This is a genomic window from Micromonospora thermarum (genome assembly GCF_012034245.1).
Classification (GTDB): Bacteria; Actinomycetota; Actinomycetes; order Mycobacteriales; family Micromonosporaceae; genus Micromonospora; species Micromonospora thermarum.
In genome coordinates this window covers 119,972-139,876 of sequence record NZ_JAATEO010000006.1, presented here as the reverse complement: position 1 = coordinate 139,876, position 19,905 = coordinate 119,972, and the positions used below count along the sequence as shown (strand labels likewise).

The following is a 19,905-nucleotide window of genomic DNA, read 5'->3' as shown; positions in this document are numbered from 1 at the left end:
CGACGGGGCGAGGCGGCCGTCGGCAGGGCCGCCCAGGTGCCAGGCCTCCACGGCCGGCATCAGCCACCGCTCACCGTGTCGCTGGTCGCGCTCAATATCAGCCCGGTGACTGCCCTGATGGGTCTCCCTGTCGCGTCGGCCACACCGCCGGCCCGGGCGCACCGCTCCCGCGCTGGCGACCCTCCCGCTCGGCGCGCCCAATTCGGATCGGCCCTCTTCGGCGTTCCGGCGACCAAGATCGGTCAAGTTCGCGGTGGCTGCCGCTCCTTGACCGCTGGTCGAGCACGACGGCCTGATGGGATCAAAGTCCGGATTGCAGTCGGGAGAGCCATTCCTGGTGTTGTGCCTTCAGCGTGCCCCGCTCCTTTCGCGTCGGCAGCATCGGCCGGAGCGCTCGTAAGCAGTGAAGACACCTGCCCTTCAGCCTGACATGGCTACAGCTGCCCAATCTTGTCAAGGAAGGCGGCCCAGCTGGCACTGCGGGCGAACCAGGGTGGCGTGAGCTGACCGAGCGCCACGACCTTCTCCGCGATGGCGACACTGTCTGCCTCCGTGTAGGTCTGGAATGACTGCCTTGCCCCTTGCGGCGTGACCGCCTTCTTCAGCTCTTCCTTTGCGTTGCGGATCCTGCCGACGTCCCGGCCGGCGAACTGGTCCGGCCGCCGCCAGGTCGGTCGGACGGCCGCGACGGCGTCGGGAAACAGGAACCACCATGTCTCCATCTCCCAGGCCGGCACCACGGCGAGGACGGGCCAGGGGAGCGATCGGTAACTGCTCTCGATTTTCGTGATCAACGTCTCGTGTGCCGGCTCCACCTCATCGGCATCCTCATGCATGAGTACCGCGCGGATGGGGGTCTTCACGTTGACGGCGCGTAGCAGGGCGCCAGCCTTGTTCGCCTGACTCGGCAGCCGCTGCGGCGGCACGTTACGTACCAGCGCCATCGGCTTTCGCAGGGGCTTCAAGGCTCCACGCGGGATGTCTGGGCGCAGCGCGGCCACCAAGACCTGAACCGCTTTGCGGTCGTTGTCGTCTTCGCCGAGGATCACTACCACTGAGCGTTGCCCGCCCCGCCTCGCCGTCATTCCGGGCAGCCTCCGAGGGCGCCGGAGAACCACAGTTCGCCCAGCCCCAGCTCGCCGTGCAGTTCCTGCTCCATGGCTTTGACGGTCTCAGGGGCGATTGCGGGTATCCGCGACGCGGCATCCTCGCCTCGCTCGCACACGATGAGTTCCTCGGGCGTGAGCCGATTCACCAGTGCGGGGGAGTGGGTCGCGATAAGGAACTGGGTACGGCTGGACGCCTCACGCAACAGTTCAACGAGCCTGTCCAGGATGTGTGGGTGCAGGCCGTGGTCAATTTCCTCGATGCACGTCAACCGTGGAGGCGACGGATCGTAGAGCAGCGCGAGTAGCGCGAGCGCTCGGATTGATCCATAAGACGCTTCCTGCAACGTGGTTGACCCGGCCAAGCCCCGCTCGACCAGGGAGAGGACGGTACCTTCCCCGGCTCCGCCGATAGGTGTGAACTCCAGACGTTCCAGGCCCGGAATGAACGCGCGGGCGTCGCGCTGCAGTGCATCGAACCGGTCGGCGTGCCGGTCAGCGAGGAACGCGAGGAACGCGGCGAGGTTACTCGCGTCATTGAGCAGGCTCTCGCTCGCGCGCTCCTGTGACGGCCGGCGCGCGGTGGCGACGTCGACGTCGAAGACCCGGAAGCTGGCGAACAGGTTCGCCAGCGCCTCCACCTGTTCACCGCCGTCCTCTGGGCTGAGCTTCGGCAGGGTCGACAAACCGAGGGAACCTTCCCGCAGGCTCGCGGTGTCTTCGCCGCCCTCCGGCTTGTGGAAGGTGATCTTTCCGCCCTTGACCGTGATCCGCCGGCCAGGACCGGCTGTCCTCTTGAAGGCGAAGCTCTCAGCTCGACGGAGGTAGTACCGCTCCTTGTCGCTGCGACCTGACCTCAACCTGTCTGAGGAGAACTTCAGCGTGTAGGTGTCGGTCGCCCGCAGCGAGCTGTTCTTGGTGACGGCAGCCTCAACTTCGATACTGATTGACTGCCGAGATCCCTTTGCGGCCCGGAACACCACACGATCGAAGCCTGCGCGACGATCGAGCGCCGGGGCAAGGTCATCGCGGGTGGCATCACCGAGGAAGGCGATTACATCGAGAAAATTGGACTTGCCTGCGCCGTTAGGACCGACGAGGACGTTCAAGGCATTCAGGTGAACCTCGACGTCGCGGAGGCTCCGGTAGTTGAGAACCTTCAACCGGAGAAGATACGGGGGACGCCGGACAGCCACGCCCGCAGCGTACCTGGTTGATCAGCGTCGGCGCGGGCGGCGCGACCGGCTGCCGTCTGGCCCTCACACGGAAGATGGCGCTCTCGAGTCAGCCGGGACGAGGTCCTTCAGAGTGGTCGGGTCGGATGCGGCGATGTAGCGAAAGCTCCGGGGCGGCTGAAAGGGTGCGTCCCTGCGTAAGCGGTGCAGCGGCAGCGGCTCGTTGAGCGTGTTCACCTGCCGCAGGCGCAGGAGATACGCACAGGTCACCCCGGCGAGGTAGGCCTCATACTCCTGCCGGGACAGCCCAAGGGTCCGCTGATTCCGCTGCCAAGCGATTTCTGGGTCTTCAGCATCGACTCGGTCCAAGCGAGCTGTCCCCACGACTGCCATGAGCGGTGAACTGGCGTAGAGGATCACCGGCGTGCCCGGCCTCGCATTGACGGGGCGACGCCGGATTTCGATCGTCTTGGTGCCGGCGAGGATAGCTTCGGCGAAGCGGGGGCGAAGCGACAGCAGCAAAGTGCGCGGGGTTGTCATCGGGTACGGCCTTCCGCATACAGTGCAGCGAACAAGCCGACCGGGATCGGCAGTGGCCCTTGAGGTGGCTGTCCCGACGCTCCATGCTCGCGCGCCAGTCTCCGGAACCGCTCACGCGAGACCGGACGTGGGAAAACCTCAGTGTTCGTGAACCGCAGCGCCTGGCAACGACCGTCACGCGCTGGGCGAACCACAGTCGCCTTGTCCCAGACACCCAGGTGCTGGAAGCGGTGGTGCAGCTCGCCCGGAGATCCGGTCACAACGGCATCCAACTGGGAGCAGGCGATGACCGCAGCGGGATGCGGCACGGTACTGCCGTGCGTGTTGGCGACTGGGTGCCGGACCCATCCCACACCTGGTCCGGCACCTGGAGGCACACGGCATCGTGGTCGACGCGCCGTCGCCAAACCACGCCGACCGCGAAGTCGACGCGTTCTCCATCGCGCACCTACGGCCGATCATGGTATTGACCGCAAACCGCACCGACGACGTGTATCGATGGCGGTTCACCGCGGCGCACGAACTGGCCCACCTCGTCCTGCACGGCGACACCGCCGCGGGCGACACGCAGCACGAGCGTGAGGCCGACGCGTTCGCCGCAGAGTTCCTAACCCCACGCGACAGCATCCTGCCCGACCTGCCGCACCGTTTGTGTTTCCGGCTGGAAGGTCAGGTGCGGCCCGAGGCTGCGGTATACCTCCAGCTTGTGGTCGGCCTTGGGCGTGTCGTTGAGGTCCCGTGGCGGCGGCAGGGGCCGTATGTGCCACGGCCCGTGGGCCCGGCCTACTCTGGCCCGGGCCCACGTGTGGCACGCCGGCGGTCAGCTGGAGTAGCCCCGTTGGGCGATCCAGTCGCCGAGCTTGTCGTCGCTCATCCAGTAGTGCTGCTCGGGGTCGTACGGGTCGGCGACCTTCATCTCCTCACCGCCGTCGCGGTATCCGACCACGCTCACGTAGTGCCCGCCCGGGAACGGATGCGGCTCGCCGGTGGTGTCCACTCCGGTTCCGATGGTGTTGGCCACCACGCCGCGCTTGGCGTCAACCGCCTCGATCACGTCCGCTCGCAGCTTGTCGACCTGTTCCGGCTTGGCGGTCTCCTCGCTGATCTTGGTGGTTTCGTAGCCACCGCCGGTCACCTCGTTGAGCACCCGCGTGGTCTGGTCCACCGAGTCGGTGCCGTCCACGGTGGTGCCGAGCTTCCTGGCGACCTCCTTCTGGCTGGGGGCCTCGCCCTGCGTGGTCAGGGCGATCCGGGTCGCCGCCGGCGCACAGTAGTAGCCGTTCGGCTGCCGCTGGTAGTCGTGCTCGAGCACCCGCTTGTCCTCGGCCGGAGGTGCGGGGGGCGGTGCCACCGTCAGCGTGCTCTCGGTCGGGGCGGCCTGGGCGGCCGTCCCCGCACCGGCGAGGACGCCACCGGCGACCAGAAGACCAGCCACGGACACAGCGCTCCTGCGGGCAATCGAGTTCATCGTGAAGCTCCCATCGGGTTCGGCGCCTCCAGATCGAAGGCGCATGCACCGCGGGGAACGGAGGACGCCCGCGGCGCACCGTCGGTGCCCCGGACACACGCCCGGGCTGCCGTACCGGCCTCCCGGGCTCTCGAGCGACGGTTACCCGACCCGGTTCGGCGAAAACACTGCGTCCGTGCCCGAGTAGGAGGAGAATCAGCGCCGCCGCCAACGGCCAAACGGGACCTATCGGGCAGCGGAGACACCGGTGGCCGCGCCCGCCAATCAGCCGGCCTGTGGTGAGCGCTCCAAGTGGTTGTGGCCGCGCCAGCGATGAGTTTGGGCGGCGGATCCGGTCTGCCCTGGCATGACTCGAATCATCGCTGACATCTCGGTCTCTCTCGACGGCTTCGTCACCGGGCCCGACCCCAGCCCGGACAACGGTCTGGGAACCGGCGGCGATCGGCTCGGCGCTCGGCGCTCGGCGCTCGACGCCGGGCTGGTCGACGCGCTCACGCTGCACCTCGCGCCCGTCGTGCTGGGCGCCGGGACACCACTGTCCACCGGCGGAGCGCCGCGCACGCTGGTGCAGCGGAGCGTGATCTCGACATCGACCGCGACGCACCTGACCTACGACGTCTCCCGGTGATCCGATGACCACTGTCAACGCCAATGACATCGTCCTGGGCATCGAGTCGTTCGGTGACGACGGCGCGCCACTCGTCCTGCTCGCGGGCGGGACGACAATGCTCTCCTGGCCCGACGCGCTGTGCGAGCGCCTCGCCGCCGGCGGGCGCCGTGTGGTGCGCTACGACCTGCGCGATAGCGGGGAGTCGACAACGAGGGACCCGGAGGCGCCCGCCTACACCCTGCGCGGCCTCGCCGCCGACGCGGCGGCCCTTGCTGACGCGCTCGGCGGGGGGCCTGCGCACCTCGCCGGGATCGGCGTCGGCGGGATGGTCGCCCAGGTGGCCGTGCTCGACCATCCGGGCGCGTTCTCGGCGCTCACCCTGGTCGGCACCCGCGCGGTTGCCCCTGGCCCGCCCGACGACGACCTCCCCGACCATGACCAGGCGACGATGAGGCGGCTGTTCGCGCGTCCGATGCCCGATTGGACCGACCGCGAGGCGGTTGCGGAGTTCGCCGCCGCCGGCGCGGAGATCCTCGGCGACGACCCCGTCGCCGCGCGCGCAATCGCTGCGCGCATCTGGGACCGCACGCCCGGGACCGCACCACCGGTCCAGATGGCGAACCAGATGGGCATGGTGTTTTCCAGGCTCGACTGCAAACCACGCTGGCGTGAGCGCCTGCCTGAGATCGAGGTTCCCACGCTCGTCGTCCACGGCCGCCGTAACCGGTTCTTCCCCGTCGGCAACGGCGAGGCGATGGCGCGCGAGATCCCCGGGGCACGGCTGCTCGTCCTCGAGGAAGCTGCCACCGCGATCCCCGATGCGGCCGTCGGCGAGGTCACCGAGGCGATGCTCACGCTCGGATAGAGGACGGCGGGACGTCCCCCTCGCCGGCGGCTACAACGACGTCGGGGCGTGTATCGCAAGATGATCTAAAACCTGGCCTGGGCGCCATCGTCTGCGTCGCTCCGTGGTGCACGCGGGTTGGCCCCGGGGCGGCTGCGTAGGCGCCGCCCCGACGAGGCGTTGGTGGTGCTATGCAGCGACCGGCTGTACGGCCGGTACCGGCTGGCGGCGCTGGCTGCGTTCGGTCAGGTAGCCGAACAGCAGTCCAAGCGTCGCCCAGGTGACCGCCTGAGTGCCGAGTGAGGCGAGCCGGAACCTCCACAACAGGATCGGGGAGAACCCGTCCGGGACCTCGTTGACCGCCGGCAGGACATACAGGATCGCGCCGACGAGCACGGCGGCGCCCACGAGCGCCACGGTCGAGGCGTTCCATGTACCCAGCCGCGGCTGCAGCGACCGGCCGACGAGCACGGCGCCGAGGACGGCGGCGACTCCGATGACGATCATCAGGAAGTACAGGCCGGTGCGCTGCTGCAAGGTGTCCGGGTTGCCGGTGGCGGGTGGGTTGGCCGGGTACTTGAGGAACGGCACCAGCGCGACACCTACGAACCCGCCGAGGGCGACCAGGCCGGCGGTGGCGCGGGCGCTGAGTCGGCCGACCCGGCCGGCGGCGATCGCGACGGCGATCCCGTACAGGCCACCGAGCGCGATGCCGTAGATGATCGAGGCGGTGGCGAGGCCGATCGTGCTCTGCACGGTGCGGCTCACCACCTCGTGTTCGTGCTCACCGGCGGGCAGCGCAGCGGCGTGCGCCTCCTCGAAGGCGATCGCGTCGCTGATCGGGCCTTCGCCGAAGAGGGTGGCGAACAGGTACGCGACGACGCCGGCGATTGCGCCGACAACCATTCCGCGAATCAGCAGGGTACGAGCGGACAGCATGATCGGATCCGCCGCTTCAGTGGCAGGGAAAGCCGAGCAGGTGCCGGCCGTCGTGGACGAACTCGTGGACCGTCTCGCCGGAAACGACCGAGGTGATGCCCTGCTCGGTGCCGACGAAGTAGAGCAGGACCACGGCGAGCACGGCGCCGAAGGCGGCCCACGGCAGGATCTGCCGGAGCGGGATAGCGACTGGAACGGTCGCCGGGGTGGGTGCAGCCGAGATGGTTGCCATGATGTGTAGCCTCCTACGGGATTACGCGTCCCATGAGCTTTGTCCATGCCGGCGGATGGGTCTGGCTCCCGCCAAGTGGCGGTTACAGTGGCGCGACCGCGCCGGGCTTGCACCGGCTTCCATCCACCGTCACGCTTGTCCCCGGACGCTACGGTCGGCGCGCCACGCTGTCAATCGATGTGAAGTGCACGACACTGGTACGACATCTGGTGCATGACGTTCCGGCGCCCTCGATACGGTGCGCACGCAGCTGGTTCGATGGTCCGCCGGAAGCGGCCGGTGGGTGGGAGCCGATGTGGACGATGGCGGACTCGGGCCGTTCTTCGCACTTGAGTCGTGGCGAGACGGCGACGGCTGGCGGCCGCTCGACGACCTGGTGTCCGATCCGCAGGTCGTCGCCGAGCGGGTGGCGGCCGCCCGCACGATGATGGCCGAGCGGACCGGGCTGCCCGCCGACAGGCTCGACCCGCGGGTCATGGCGTCGGTGGTGTCGCTCGGCCTGTTCGCCCGGCTGCTCTCACCGCCGTTCGGCTCGGCGGTCCGCACCGGTGCGGTTCCGGCGCTGACCGTGGCGAACCTGTGGTGGAAACCGGTCGCTGGCGGTCCCTGGCCGCTGGCCACCTCGGCCGGGGAACCGCCACGACCGCTGCCGTCGCCGGAGACCGTTGCGGCGCAGTTCGCCGAGCAGATCGTGGCCGGTGTTGCGGCGCCCGCGCTCGCCGTCTTCGCCGAGCGGTACCGGTTGTCGGAGAAGGTGCTGTGGGGCAACGTCGGATCCGCGCTCGGCGGGGCGGTCGGCATGCTGACCACCGTCCGGCCGGAGCTCGCCGGCCGCACGGCGGACCTTGCCGAGCGTGTCCTGGCCGTGTCGCCGCTGCTCGGCACCGGCCGGCTGGAGCATCCCGACCCCCGCCAGCCGCGCCGGTTCTTCGTGCGCCGCTCGTGCTGCCTGTTCTACCGCATCCCGGGCGGCGGCACATGCAGCGACTGCGTCCTCAGTCACGAAGACGTTCGGCGGCACACAGCGACGCAACCGGGAGTCGCATCCTCCTAGGACGCCCTGACGGATGTGTTCCCCGCCGTGGAAGTCGGTCACCGACGTCTGCAGCGCACGATCCGCGTCGCGTGGAAACACCTGCCGTGAGCCGGACGGTGTGGGCATCGGGTAAGTGTCGTCGACCCTCGAACACGAGCCGGGCAGCGGCGTCGGCAGTCGGCCGATCCGGTTGCCCGGGCGGGTTGTCGTTCGCCACGAACGGCGATCGTGAATTCCCGGTCGACGTCCCCCTCGGACAAGATCCAGCACGTGATCACTTTCGGTCGCCCGAGCGGACACCACACGCACCCGCGGCGCGGCGGCCAGCACCAGAATGTCGCCGGGGATTGCTATGCAACGAGTTGCATAGCAGGATCGGCGATGTGGCACTGGAACACGCGATTCTCGTCTCGCTGCTGGAGCAGCCCGGGTCCGGCTACGAGCTGGCCCGGCGGTTCGAGCGCTCCATCGGCCGGTTCTGGACCGCTACCCACCAGCAGATCTATCGCGTCCTCAGGCGGATGGAGACCGACGGCTGGGTCACCGCCGAGGAGATCGGCCAGGATGGGCGCCCGGACAAGAGGCACTACTCCGTGACCGCGGCCGGCCGGGGGGTGCTCACGAGGTGGCTTCGGGAGCCCGTCCAGCCAGAGACGGTCCGCCACGAACTGGCCGTGAAGATCCGCGGCGCAGCGTTCGACGACGATGCCGGCCGGGCCGCACTGATCGTCGAGGTCGAGCGGTACCGCGCCGACCACGAAGCCACACTCACCCGTTACCTGGCCGGTGAGCGGCGTGATTTTCTCGACGCCGGCGAGCTCGACGCAGGCCAGCGGTTGCAGCACGTCGTGCTGCGGGGCGGCGTCGCGTACGAGCGGATGGTCCTCGACTGGCTCGACGACGTCCTCGAAACCCTCCGCGGCCTCGGCCGCTGACTCCCCAGGAAGGCAATGCCACCATGGCCAACTCGTTGTTGCTGAACCCGCGCACCTACGACCCCGCACACCTCGACGACGAGACGCGCAGGCTGCTCCGCGCCACCGTCGACTTCTTCGAGAACCGGGGCAAGAAAGCGCTTGTCGACAGCTACAACGACCGGGTCTGGTACGGCGACTTCCTGGACTTCGTCGCGAAGGAGGGACTGTTCGCGACGTTCCTGACGCCGGCAGCCGATGGTGGCGGGGCCGCGGGCAAGCGCTGGGACACCGCGCGCAACGCAGCGCTCAGCGAGATCCTCGGCTTCTACGGTCTCGGCTACTGGTACACCTGGCAGGTTACCGTCCTGGGTCTCGGGCCGGTGTGGCAGAGCGCGAACCCGACCGCCCGCGCCCGCGCAGCCCAGCTGCTCGCCGACGGTCATGTCATGGCGTTCGGCCTGTCCGAGCGCAGCCACGGCGCCGACATCTACTCCACCGACATGATCCTCACTCCGGACGGCGCGGACGGATTCCGGGCCAACGGCGGCAAGTACTACATCGGCAACGGCAACGTCGCCGGCCTTGTCTCCGTCTTCGGCCGCCGCACCGACATCGAGGGGCCCGACGGCTACGTCTTCTTCGCCGCAGACAGCCGCCACCCCGCCTACCGCCTGGTCAAGAACGTCGTGAACGGGCAGATGTACGTCAGCGAGTTCCGACTCGAGGACTACCCGGTACGCGGCGAGGACGTGCTGCACACGGGCAAGGCCGCGTTCGACGCCGCGCTCAACACCGTCAACGTCGGCAAGTTCAACCTCTGCACCGCTTCCATCGGCATCTGCGAGCACGCGATGTACGAGGCGGTCACCCACGCGCACCGGCGGGTGCTCTACGGCAAGCAGGTCACCGACTTCCCGCACGTGCGGCGCGAGCTCACCGACGCGTACGCCCGGCTGGTCGCGATGAAGTTGTTCAGCGACCGTGCCACCGACTACTTCCGGTCAGCGGGCCCCGACGACCGGCGGTACCTGCTGTTCAACCCGATGACCAAAATGAAGGTCACCACCGAGGGCGAGCGGGTGATCGACCTGCTGTGGGATGTGATCGCCGCGAAGGGTTTCGAGGCGGACACCTATTTCGACAAGGCCGCCAAGGACATCCGCGGCCTGCCGAAGCTCGAGGGCACCGTGCACGTCAACCTCGCCCTGATCCTGAAGTTCATGCCGAACTACCTGTTCCAACCGGCCGACTTCGCGCCGGTACCCACCCGCCAGGACCCCGCCGACGACGAGTTCCTCTTCCGGCAGGGTCCGGCCCGCGGCCTCGGGGCGATCCGGTTCCACGACTGGCGCAGCGCGTACGACGCGTACGCCGAGATCCCGAACGTCGCGGTGCTCCGGGAACAGGCCGACGGACTCTGCGCACTGCTGCGTGCCCACGCCCCGGACGAGGATCAGCAGCGCGACCTGGACTTCCTGCTCACCCTCGGCCAGCTCTTCGCGCTGGTCGTCTACGGTCAGCTGATCCTGGAGCAGGCCGGGCTGACCGCCCTGGATCGCCACCTGCTCGATGAGATCTTCGCGGTACTCGTCGGGGACTTCTCCGCCTTCGCGACGGAGCTGTACGGCAAGCCGGCCACCACCGAGGCGCAGGCCGCCTGGGCCGTGGCGCATCTGCGCCGCCCGGTTCCGGACGCGTCCCGCACCGCCGCCGTCTGGGCGCAGGTCGAGGCGCTCTCCGGCGCGTACGAGATGCAGCCGGCCCGCAACCTCAGACAGAACCCGAAGACCAAGGCGTGACGGGGCTGGGTAGCTCGCAAAGCCGAGTTGGGGTGGATTCTCGCGGTCCTCAGTGGCTTGGGTCCTGATGTTCCTGACCCGGGCGCCTGGTCGACGTCTGGTCGACGCCCAGCTCGCCGACCGCGCCCCTCAGTGCTCAGCACCAAGACAAAATGGGTGGGCTCGCCAACCCGTCCCGCCCTACCTTTAACTGGATCTTCTTCTTTGACCCACGAGAGGACTTCACCCCGCGTGACGCCGCCTGCTCTTTAGACCTGACACCTTTCCCGTGCATCGGTCGCCGACGTCGCCGTCGGCTCTTTTCCCATGCCTTCCGTCAGGTCTTCGGAGAGAACCATGTCTACGCGCCCCCATATCGTGCTGTCCTGGACCCTTCGGCGCGCGCGCCTGCCCGTGCTCCCGTTCCACTGCCTCCACTGCCATTCCGGCCTCGCCAGCACCGACGACCGGAAGTTCCGCGTCAATGCCAACCGCAAGTTTCTCGACATCCGGCTCCTCGTCGCCCGCGTCCTTCTCGACCCGCTGATCGCCCGGCGCAACCGGTTCGCCCTGGGGTGGGACTCATGCTGGGAACTGCTCGCCCCGTCACCTCCCGAAAGCCCCTGGCCCGTCCAGGTTTCGGTCGTCGTCGACGAGCCCGTACCCCTTCGCCCCGAACGGCTCATCGCCCAGGGGGCTGGGCATCAGCTGCGGGGAGATCGAAGGCCGCGTCAAGGTCGGCATTCCGCTGAACCGGAGAACCCACCGGGACTTCTCGTTCGTCCCGCCATGAGCCGCCGCCCTGGGCCTGAGCTGGGGCGAGAGGCTCGGTGGCCCTGCCCCGGACTGCATCGCGCAGCGGTCCGCGCGCGGTCGCTCATGACCGGGTGCGAACGAAGGTCAGGGCCGGCCCGATACCGGCGACGAAGGTGAACGCCCCGACCCCATCGTCGCGCCGCTGGCGGCGCGCTACCGCTAGGGCGTCGTCCGACCGACCTCGATCGCCCCCGGTACATCCCGTGGGATCCGGATCGCAATGCCGACGACCTGCGCTCCGGCCTCTGGCGGCTGAACATCGCGGCTGAGGCCCAGGGACACGGCAACGGCCGGTTCGCTGTCGAAGCCGTATGCCAGGAGATCCGCGCCAGGGGCGACACCCGGGCGTACGTCACCTGGGAGCCCCGGGCCGGAGGACCGGAGAGCTTCTACCGCAGGTTGGGCTTCCGGCCGACCGGCGAGAAGAGCGGTGGTCAGACCGTCGGTGTCCTCGACCTCTGCGGAAAGGCCGGACCGGGGACAGCGCCGTGACCTTTGGTGACGTCGGCGACCTCACGACGCCTCCTTGCGGGCTGGCGAGGGAGGGGCGGGACTGTGGGTGACAGTCACGCGCCCGCGTGGGAAGCTACCGGCCGGTAACCGTGTCGGCGGAGGGCAGCGAGATGGCGGAGATGGACGTGGTGGATCCCAGCGGGCAGAAGCCGTTGGCGCTCGACCCGGCCGTGGTGCGTCGCGCCTGGCGGGTGACCGAGCCCCTGCATGGAATGATCTACTTTGTGCCGGAGGCGCACGAGCGGTACGCCGCACTCGGCATTCCAGAACCGGCCGGCTACTTCGCCTCCCGGGCAGCTGCCCTGGGACCGGTCGGCCCCGGCCCGGTCGTCGCCACCTTCTTCAACTTCAACCCGGACCTCGTCGCCCGGGTGCTGCCAGCCGCCTGGGAGCGGGCGACGCCAGGGGCCGTGCTGGCCGCCCGGCTGGAGGCCGCCGGTTCGGCCCTGACCCGCGCGCTCGGCGACGCGGTGCACGGCCCGGAGATGGTCGAGGCCGCCGAGCTGGCGCGGCGCGCTGCCGAGTCCGCGACCGCCTACCCGGAGGGGCGGCCACTGTTCGCTGCCCACGCCGCACTGCCGTGGCCGGAGCAGCCGCACCTGATCCTCTGGCATGCCCAGACGCTCCTGCGCGAGTTCCGCGGCGACGGGCACGTGGCCGCCCTGGTGCTCGCGGGGCTCACCGGGTTGGAGGCGTTGGTGCTGCACGCCGCGTCCGGCGAGGTGCCGGTTCGCTTTCTGCAACGTACCCGCGGCTGGAACGGCGAGCAGTGGGCTGACGCGGTCGAGCGGCTGCGTGGGCGCGGGTTGATCGAGGGCGACGAGCCCGTTCTGAGCGACAGCGGACGGGCGCAGCGTGCGTGGATCGAGGCGGCCACCGACCGGCTCGCTACGCCGGCGTACGCGGTGCTCGGCGCCGACGGGTGCGCCCGCCTCGCCGAGCTGACCCGGCCGATGAGCCGGGCCGTGGTCGACGCCGGACTGCTCAACGTCGACAAGGCCGTGCCGTCGCGTGCCGACCCGGTGGCGCCCTCCTCGACGTGAGCCCGGCTGGTGGCGCGCCCCAGCAGGTGGGCGGGATCTCCACCACTCACCCAGGGCTGGTTCATCTCGGGTTGGAGTTCCAGCGATCATTCGCCTCGAACACCCTGCGCGGCGTCGGTCGCGACGCCGCGTACGTCATGACTGCCCTCGCCGCTCATGTGTCCGGACGGCCTCGTCAACGCCGGCAGCGGAAGGCGGACGTCGCCTCGCACACGGGATCCGGCGCTCAACGCTGATCGCGATCCGCCACCGGCGCCGGTAGGCACGGGGGTTGCCCGGCGGCTCACCCCTGCGACGAGGGGGCCGGCTCGACCGACAGCAGGGTGGCGAGCTGGCGCAGGATTCCCGGGCGGGCGCGGTAGTAGACCCACGTGCCCCGCCGTTCAGCGTCCACCAGGCCCGCTTCGCGCAGCGTCTTGAGGTGGTGCGAGATCGTCGGCCCGGTCAGGTCGAACGCCGGCGTCAGGTCGCACACGCACGCCTCCCCGCCCTCGGCGGAGGCGATCATCGACATCAACCGCAGCCGCACCGGGTCGCCAAGGGCCTTGAACGCGGGAGCGAGCAACGCGGCCGTCTCGGCCGGAACCCGGCGCTGCGCCAGCGGGGGGCAGCACGGCGTGTCGGCGTTGAGGTCGACGAGGGTAAGCGGCGCCTGTTGCTTTGACATGCCTCTAGGTTGACATGTCTCTAATCAACGTGCAACCTCTGCTTAGACGGACGTCAAGACAGGCGTCCGGAGGAAGGGGATCACCATGTTCGGCTCCACCCGCCGCTCATCCGCCCTTCGCGCTGGAGTCCGGTTCTGCGACTCCTGCGCCCAGGTGTCCACCGCCGCCGAGCGTGCGCAGCGCCGCTACGACCGTGCCCGCACCGCCGTCTACACGCTGATCAGCCCCCGCTGAGGAGAGGGCCTGTGATGAGCGACAACACCCAGACCACCGGCGGTTTCGCGGGCGATCCGGCCGCCGCCCTGCAGGTCACCGGCTCCGGCGCCTGCTGCGGCAGCCCCGCCCAGGCCGTGGGCTCCATCCTGCCGCCGGCCGGCGAGGCCGCGAGCGCCGGCCCGTGCTGCGGCACCCAGGAAGCCGCGGAAGCCGCCGGCTCGTGCTGCGGCACACAGGCCAGGGCCGACGCGGTGGCCACGGGACAGGGATGCTGCGGATGACCACCCCAGACGATCTCGCGGGCCTGCTGCTCCGGGAAGTCAGCGCCGACCGGATGGCGGCGACCGTCGCCACCCTCGCCTCCGACCGCATGGCAGGACGGCCAGGTCTCGCCGCAGTCGGCATCGGAGCCGGGATGGGCGGCTACCACAGCCCCGCGGACACTCCCGACCGCGTCCACCCCGCCACCCTGACCGCGGTCGCTCGCCTCGTCGTCGCGACCGCCCACCTCGCCGGGGTAGCGCCTGCTAGGCTTTCATCGCCAATCGGCGATAGACGATAGAAGGAGTGGTGGTGGGCGACCTGCTCGACCGGGCGACAGCCCAGACCTACGCCTCGTGGTTCCGGGCCCTGGCGGACCCGACCCGGGTGCAGATCGTGGAGTACCTCGCCCGGCACGCCCGGCCGATGAGCGTGGGGGAGATCGTCACCGCCGTCGGGCTCGCCCAATCCACCGTCTCCCAACACCTGAAGATCCTCACCGAGGTGCGGTTCGTGCTCGTCGAGCCGGCCGGCACCGCCCGCCACTACCGCATCAACGACGCCTGCGTCGGCTGCTTCCCCTCCGCCGCCGACGTCGTCCTGGGCCGCCCGGCCCCCAACCCGATCGGAGCCTGCTGATGGCCGACATCACCGTCCGCCCGATGGCCTCGGACGACGCCGATCATGTCCTCGCCATCTACCAGGCCGGCCTGGACACCGGCGACGCCAGCTTCGAGACCGCCGCACCGACCTGGACGGCATTCGACGCGGCCAAGCTGCCTGACCACCGCCTCGTGGCCGTCGACACGGATGACACCGTGGTCGGGTGGGTAGCGGTCTCGCCGACGTCGAGCCGGGCGGTCTACGCCGGGGTGGTCGAGCACTCCGTCTACGTGGACCGGGCCGCCCAGGGCCGAGGGGTGGCCCGGCTGCTGCTGGATACGCTGATCGCCTCCACCGAAGCCGCCGGCATCTGGACCATCCAGTCCGGAGTCTTCCCGGAGAACGCCGCCAGTCTCACCCTGCACCAGCGGGCCGGCTTCCGCGTCATCGGCATCCGCGAGCGGGTCGGGCGGCACCACGGGCGGTGGCGCGACGTCGTGTTGCTCGAGCGCCGCAGCCCTCTCATCTGAACCCCTTCGGCTCCGCCCGCCCCAGCACAACTGCACCTTCTTGATTCGATATCTTTCAACGCAGAGGAGTTTTCCGATGAGTGTCCTGGACGAGCTGCCCGTCGTGGTGATCGGCGCGGGCCCGGTCGGTCTGGCCGCCGCCGCCCACCTGCACGAGCGTGGCCTGCCCTTCCTTGTCCTGGAGGCCGGTGCCACCGCCGGCGCGGCGGTGCGGCAGTGGGGGCACGTGCGGGTGTTCTCCCCGTGGCGGTACAACGTCGACCCGGCCGCCCGCCGGCTGCTCGACGACGCCGGCTGGGTCGCCCCGGCCGAGGACGACCTGCCCGCCGGCGCGGACCTCGTTGCCGACTACCTGCAGCCCTTGGCCGAGCTGCCGCAGCTCAAGCCCCACCTGCGCTACGACGCGCGGGTGGAGGCGATCAGCCGGCTCGGCCTGGACAGGCTGCGCAGCGCCGGCCGCGAACAGACACCGTTCCTCATCCGCCTCGCCGCCGGTGACGAGCTGCTGGCTCGAGCGGTCATCGACGCCTCCGGCACCTGGGGCACCCCCAACGTCCTCGGCGCCTCCGGCCTGCCGGCCCGCGGAGAGAAGAAGGTCGGCGCGTACCTGGAGCACGCCCTGCCCGACGTCCTCGGTACGGACCGGGACCGCTTCGCCGGCCGGCACACCCTCGTCGTCGGCGCCGGCCACTCCGCCGCGAACACCCTGCTCTCCCTGGCCGAGCTGGCCGCCGAGGAGGCGGGCACGGAGGTCACCTGGGCGATCCGCTCGGCGAGCCCGGCCCGCACCTACGGCGGCGGAGACGCCGACGCCCTGCCCGCTCGCGGCGCGCTCGGCTCCCGGCTACGCGACCACGTCGACTCTGGCCGGATCCGGCTGCTCACCGGCTTCTCGGTGCACGCGATCACCCCGACCGAGGGCCGGGTCGCCGTGATCGTGCGGCACGCCGACCGCGGTGAGGAGTCGATCGTGGTGGACCGGATCGTCGCCGCCACCGGCTTCCGCCCCGACCACTCGATCGCCGCCGAGCTGCGCCTGGACCTCGACCCGGTCATGGGCGCCACCCGCGCCCTCGCACCGCTGATCGACCCGAACGAGCACTCCTGCGGCACCGTTCCGCCGCACGGCGTCGACGAGCTCGCACACCCGGAGGTCGGCTACTACGCCGTCGGCATGAAGAGCTACGGCCGCGCGCCCACGTTCCTCATGGCCACCGGCTACGAGCAGGTCCGTTCCGTCGTCGCCGCCCTCGCCGGGGACTGGGACGCCGCCCGCGACGTCCAGCTCGACCTGCCCGAGACCGGCGTCTGCAACAGCAACCCCGGCGATTCCACCAGCACCGACACCTGCTGCGGACCGACCCCGGCGGAGACGGTCGGCAAGGGCCTGGCCACCGCCGTCGCCGGCGGCCTGCTGTCCGCACCGCTGAACCTCATCAGCCTCGACGTCGCACCCGCCGGCGGCCAGACCGGCGGCTGCTGCGGCAGCTGATGACCACCAACCTCGCCACGGTGCCCGCCGGCCGACAGGTCGGCGGGCACCACGCCCACGGCCGGCGCATCGTCGCCGCCCTCGCCATCACCACCACCATCGGCTACGGCACCCTCTACTACGGCTACCCAGTTCTGCTCCGTCCGATCGCGACCACGCTCGACGCTTCCGCCACCGCTGTCACCGGCGCACTCACCGCCTCCGTCCTCGCCGGCGCTCTGATGGCCGTTCCCGTCGGCCGGTGGCTCGACCACCACGGTGGACGCGCCCTCATGACCACCGGCTCCGTCACCGCCACGATCCTGCTGATCGCCTGGTCCCAAGTCCAGACCGTCTGGCAGCTCTACGCCGTCATGATCGGCATCGGTATCACCGGCGCCATGGTGCTCTACGAACCTGCCTTCGCAGTGATCGTCACCTGGTTCACCCCCGAGCGGTGCGCCACCGCGCTGCTCGCCGTCACCATCGTTGCCGGCATCGCCAGCACCATCTTCATGCCGCTCACCGGCTTCCTCGACGCACACCTCGGCTGGCGCGGCACCCTGCTCGTCCTCGCCGCCACCTACGGCGTGGTGGCGGTGCCCCTGCACGTCCTCACCATCCGCAAACCTCCGGCCCCGCCTGCCGCGCTGTCGGCGCCTGAGCGGCAGGGCAACACGCAGCGGAAATCTGTCGCCCTCGCCGTCCTCGCCATGCCCGGGCTCGCCGGCACCCCGATCGGCGCGATCGTCACGGTCACCGGCTTCGGACTCGGGTTCGGCATCGCCAGCCTCGCCACCCCAGCCCTGCTCGCCGACCGCTACGGCACCACCGCCCACGCCACCATCGCCGGTCGGCTCGCCGCCTGCGTCACCATCGCCAAAGCCACCGCACCGCTGGTCGCCGCCACCGTCCTCGCCCACGAGGGTTACGACACGCTGCTCGGAGTCATTGCGTCCGCGTGCCTTCTTGCAGCGGTCGGCATGCTGATCAAGCGGGGGAGTAGGACCCCCACACCGCCGGCAGGCGCGCAGAGCAGGCCTGGGTGCTCAGTCGCTGTGGTGGCGGCCGGTGGAGCGGAGTGAGGGGCGACCGCTGCCCTGATCCGGCTCGTTGTCCGCCAGCGGCTTGCCCAGCCCGGTCACCCAGTCGACGAACTCCTCGTCCTGCGTCGGCAGCGGCTCCCCGCCCGCCGGGGTGCCCGCGCCGCCGCCGTCGGCCCGGGACTTGTTGCGCCGGAACAGGCCCAGCCGCCCGCTGGCCCGTCCCGCCTCGACGACGGACGCGGGGGCGGCCGGCGCGGCGGTGGTCCGGGGCCCGGCGCGCCGGGCGGTCGCGAGGGCGTCCCAGTTCGCGGCCCGGTCCAGGTCGGGCAGGGGCGGCCGCTGCCGAGGTCGGAGTGCCAGCTCGGACATCTCCTCCGTGCCGGTCGGGTGGGCCGCCTCGATGCCCGGAGCGGGCTCGGTCCGTGGCGGCACCCGCCGCGCCGGTACGACCGGCCAGGTCGCCCGAACCGGCGTCCGGTGTCCGGACTTCGGCGGCTGGTACATCCGGCGGGTCCCCGGGGCGGCGAGTGCCCCGTCGGGCGGCGCTCCGTCGGGTTCGGTGCTGTCCGCCTCCGCCTCCGCCGTCCCGGAGCCGTCCCCGCCGGGTCCTGCGGGAAGGTGGGCCGCCGTCGCGGGGGCCGTGTCCGGTGCCTGCGGCGTGTCGTCGAGATCGGCCGATGTCTCTGGGGTGTCGTCGAGGTCGGCCGGTACGGCGGCGACGTCCCGGTCGCCAGCCGGCGCACCGAAGCCCGGCGGTTCGGCTGAGTGCCGGGGCTTCGCTGCGGTCGCGCCGGCGACCGGCCCCGTGCCGGCCAGCGCGACGGGCTCCGGCTCGTCGCTCGTACCACCGGCGGCCGGCGTCATGGCGTGCGGCCCGGCGGGGCCGGCGGACAGCGGACGGAGGATGTCGGTCGGCTCGATGACCCGCGCCTCGGCGGTGCCCGGCAGGAGCGGCCAGCGGAACAACGCGGCGGCGACCGAACCGAGCACACCGGTGGCGACAGCGATCAGCGCGCCGTAGTACGGCGTGATCTGGTACCGGTCGACGGCGTCGCCGGGACCGGCGGTCAGGTAGGCGAACGCGACCAGCACCGTGCCGACCGTGCCGGTCGCGCCGTTGACCAGCGGCGGATGCCCGCGCCAGCGGGCCAGCCCGCCGGTTGCCGCGCCGATGAGCAGGGCCACCGCCGGCAGAATCAGGATCGCCTGCCGCTGCGCCACGTCGGCGTCGAGCCCGGCCGGCTCCAGCACACCGAGCCGTACGGCGGGCAACGGGCCGGCGGTTGCGAGCGACGGGGCGACCGAGACCAGCGCCAGCAGCCAGATCGCGCCACCCACCGCCGCCATGTTCCAGCCCAGCGGCGGCTTCACCAGTACGGCGATCGCGGCACCCGCGCCGACCAGCGCACCGAGGAGCGTGCAGATGCCGACGGCCAAGATCGGGTCCACAGAGAACCGCTCGGCGGCCTGAGCCGGCCGGATGCAGAGCGGCGCCACGACGGTGGCGCCCAGCGCGGCGGCGGCGGCGACGGCCACCAGGCTGCCCGTGCTCGCCGACACGCCGTACCGGCGGGCCAGGCGTGCGGTGACGACGGTGCCGGCTACGGCGGCGTGCGCCGCGAACCAGCCCACCCAGACGAGCTGGGCCGGCCACTGGTTGACGGTGGCGCCGGTGAGCTGGACGATGCCGAAGCCGAACGCGATGCCGAGCTGACCGGCACCGGCGAGCATGCCCATCCCGACCGCTGTGAGCAGCAGGTTACGCCAGGTGCGAAAGACCATGTCGGGCAGGTTACGTACCTTATGGGCTAGTTGCCACCGGAATGCCGGATTCTACGTCGGACCGCCCGCTCTCAGGACGGTGCCGAATTGAGCGTCCCTCCAGCAGAAGGCCGCCTGGGAATGCTTCGTGCACGAGCATGAAAGTCAACCTCGCCCTTGTTGGCCGCGCACCTTTCGGGACGGCTTCGAGTCCCCATAGGGCGATGCCCGCGGCGGCATGGCCACAACCGGTAACGGCACCGTCGACTCCAGGCGGCGACGCCGACCGGTCACTTCGAAGCTGACATCGGCTGCTTTCGTCCCGTCGACCG

General features: G+C 70.6%; 22 protein-coding genes and 1 pseudogene. 15 read left to right on the top strand and 8 right to left on the bottom strand.

The features are described from left to right. Positions 1-434 precede the first annotated feature (434 nt). The 3 genes from HCJ94_RS08005 to HCJ94_RS07995 all read right to left on the bottom strand — a co-directional run bounded on the left by HCJ94_RS08005 (position 435) and on the right by HCJ94_RS07995 (position 2,821). Positions 435-1,049 (bottom strand): hypothetical protein, encoded by a 615-nt coding sequence (locus tag HCJ94_RS08005; protein WP_168000321.1) that lies wholly within the window; start codon positions 1,047-1,049, stop codon positions 435-437. Between the two features lie 32 nt (positions 1,050-1,081). Then, positions 1,082-2,269: an AAA family ATPase gene (locus HCJ94_RS08000; protein WP_205800884.1), complete on the bottom strand. Its 1,188-nt coding sequence runs from the start codon at positions 2,267-2,269 to the stop codon at positions 1,082-1,084. A gap of 96 nt (positions 2,270-2,365) precedes the next feature. Continuing rightward, positions 2,366-2,821 (bottom strand): ASCH domain-containing protein, encoded by a 456-nt coding sequence (locus HCJ94_RS07995; protein ID WP_168000319.1) that lies wholly within the window; start codon positions 2,819-2,821, stop codon positions 2,366-2,368. Between the two features lie 331 nt (positions 2,822-3,152). On the opposite strand from HCJ94_RS07995, the pseudogene HCJ94_RS30735 reads away from it, so the two are divergent. Continuing rightward, positions 3,153-3,464 (top strand): annotated as a pseudogene (locus HCJ94_RS30735) (ImmA/IrrE family metallo-endopeptidase); the annotation flags it as partial. Between the two features lie 177 nt (positions 3,465-3,641). Here the strand turns inward: HCJ94_RS30735 and HCJ94_RS07985 are convergent. Further along, the gene (locus HCJ94_RS07985; protein ID WP_309227185.1) at positions 3,642-4,256 is read right to left on the bottom strand and encodes a C39 family peptidase; all 615 of its coding nucleotides are present in this window, start codon (positions 4,254-4,256) and stop codon (positions 3,642-3,644) included. A gap of 379 nt (positions 4,257-4,635) precedes the next feature. On the opposite strand from HCJ94_RS07985, the gene HCJ94_RS07980 reads away from it, so the two are divergent. Further along, a complete protein-coding gene (locus tag HCJ94_RS07980; protein WP_168000317.1) occupies positions 4,636-4,917 on the top strand; it encodes a dihydrofolate reductase family protein in 282 nt (93 codons plus the stop codon). Positions 4,918-4,921: 4 nt separating this feature from the next. After that, positions 4,922-5,764 (top strand): alpha/beta fold hydrolase, encoded by an 843-nt coding sequence (locus HCJ94_RS07975; protein ID WP_168000316.1) that lies wholly within the window; start codon positions 4,922-4,924, stop codon positions 5,762-5,764. Positions 5,765-5,932: 168 nt separating this feature from the next. On the opposite strand, the gene HCJ94_RS07970 is transcribed toward HCJ94_RS07975, so the two are convergent. Together HCJ94_RS07970 and HCJ94_RS07965 are read right to left on the bottom strand one after the other, a co-directional pair. Beyond that, entirely contained in the window at positions 5,933-6,682 is a 750-nt protein-coding gene (locus HCJ94_RS07970) for a CbtA family protein (RefSeq protein ID WP_168000315.1), read from the bottom strand. A 16-nt stretch (positions 6,683-6,698) separates the two neighbouring features. Further along, positions 6,699-6,914, bottom strand: coding sequence for a CbtB domain-containing protein (locus HCJ94_RS07965; protein WP_168000314.1), 216 nt, complete (start codon positions 6,912-6,914; stop codon positions 6,699-6,701). Positions 6,915-7,209: 295 nt separating this feature from the next. Here HCJ94_RS07965 and HCJ94_RS07960 point away from each other — a divergent pair, with 295 nt between their 5' ends. From HCJ94_RS07960 to HCJ94_RS07940, 5 genes are all read left to right on the top strand, one after another. Beyond that, positions 7,210-7,968 carry a (2Fe-2S)-binding protein gene (locus HCJ94_RS07960; RefSeq protein ID WP_240944036.1) on the top strand — a complete coding sequence of 253 codons (759 nt, stop codon included), beginning with the start codon at positions 7,210-7,212 and terminating at the stop codon, positions 7,966-7,968. A gap of 365 nt (positions 7,969-8,333) precedes the next feature. Next, positions 8,334-8,885, top strand: coding sequence for a PadR family transcriptional regulator (locus tag HCJ94_RS07955; protein ID WP_168000312.1), 552 nt, complete (start codon positions 8,334-8,336; stop codon positions 8,883-8,885). A gap of 23 nt (positions 8,886-8,908) precedes the next feature. Then, positions 8,909-10,666 (top strand): acyl-CoA dehydrogenase family protein, encoded by a 1,758-nt coding sequence (locus HCJ94_RS07950; protein ID WP_168000311.1) that lies wholly within the window; start codon positions 8,909-8,911, stop codon positions 10,664-10,666. 993 nt (positions 10,667-11,659) lie between these two features. Then, a complete protein-coding gene (locus HCJ94_RS07945; RefSeq protein ID WP_168000365.1) occupies positions 11,660-11,953 on the top strand; it encodes a GNAT family N-acetyltransferase in 294 nt (97 codons plus the stop codon). Between the two features lie 86 nt (positions 11,954-12,039). Then, positions 12,040-13,017 carry an SCO6745 family protein gene (locus HCJ94_RS07940; protein WP_309227184.1) on the top strand — a complete coding sequence of 326 codons (978 nt, stop codon included), beginning with the start codon at positions 12,040-12,042 and terminating at the stop codon, positions 13,015-13,017. Between the two features lie 283 nt (positions 13,018-13,300). On the opposite strand, the gene HCJ94_RS07930 is transcribed toward HCJ94_RS07940, so the two are convergent. Continuing rightward, positions 13,301-13,684, bottom strand: coding sequence for an ArsR/SmtB family transcription factor (locus HCJ94_RS07930; RefSeq protein WP_168000310.1), 384 nt, complete (start codon positions 13,682-13,684; stop codon positions 13,301-13,303). 85 nt (positions 13,685-13,769) lie between these two features. Between HCJ94_RS07930 and HCJ94_RS07925 the strand changes: the two genes are divergently transcribed. The 7 genes from HCJ94_RS07925 (at position 13,770) to HCJ94_RS07895 (ending at position 17,851) form a co-directional block, all read left to right on the top strand. Then, a complete protein-coding gene (locus tag HCJ94_RS07925; protein ID WP_168000309.1) occupies positions 13,770-13,919 on the top strand; it encodes a hypothetical protein in 150 nt (49 codons plus the stop codon). A 14-nt stretch (positions 13,920-13,933) separates the two neighbouring features. Beyond that, a complete protein-coding gene (locus HCJ94_RS07920) occupies positions 13,934-14,182 on the top strand; it encodes a hypothetical protein (protein ID WP_168000308.1) in 249 nt (82 codons plus the stop codon). Beyond that, a complete protein-coding gene (locus HCJ94_RS29570) occupies positions 14,179-14,463 on the top strand; it encodes a hypothetical protein (protein WP_205800882.1) in 285 nt (94 codons plus the stop codon). The genes HCJ94_RS07920 and HCJ94_RS29570 overlap by 4 nt, the downstream gene beginning before the upstream one ends. An 11-nt stretch (positions 14,464-14,474) precedes the next feature. Then, a complete protein-coding gene (locus tag HCJ94_RS07910; protein WP_373684213.1) occupies positions 14,475-14,801 on the top strand; it encodes an ArsR/SmtB family transcription factor in 327 nt (108 codons plus the stop codon). After that, complete coding sequence (locus HCJ94_RS07905) at positions 14,801-15,295, top strand: GNAT family N-acetyltransferase (RefSeq protein WP_168000307.1); 495 nt, start codon at positions 14,801-14,803, stop codon at positions 15,293-15,295. Before HCJ94_RS07910 ends, HCJ94_RS07905 begins: the two co-directional genes overlap by 1 nt. Positions 15,296-15,371: 76 nt before the next feature. After that, positions 15,372-16,787: an NAD(P)-binding domain-containing protein gene (locus HCJ94_RS07900; RefSeq protein WP_168000306.1), complete on the top strand. Its 1,416-nt coding sequence runs from the start codon at positions 15,372-15,374 to the stop codon at positions 16,785-16,787. Continuing rightward, on the top strand, positions 16,787-17,851 hold the full coding sequence (locus HCJ94_RS07895) for an MFS transporter (RefSeq protein WP_168000305.1): 1,065 nt from the start codon (positions 16,787-16,789) through the stop codon (positions 17,849-17,851). Before HCJ94_RS07900 ends, HCJ94_RS07895 begins: the two co-directional genes overlap by 1 nt. On the opposite strand, the gene HCJ94_RS07890 is transcribed toward HCJ94_RS07895, so the two are convergent. Further along, positions 17,816-19,594 carry a hypothetical protein gene (locus HCJ94_RS07890; protein ID WP_168000304.1) on the bottom strand — a complete coding sequence of 593 codons (1,779 nt, stop codon included), beginning with the start codon at positions 19,592-19,594 and terminating at the stop codon, positions 17,816-17,818. The two genes, HCJ94_RS07895 and HCJ94_RS07890, sit on opposite strands and share 36 nt — an antisense overlap. Between the last annotated feature and the right edge of the window lie 311 nt (positions 19,595-19,905).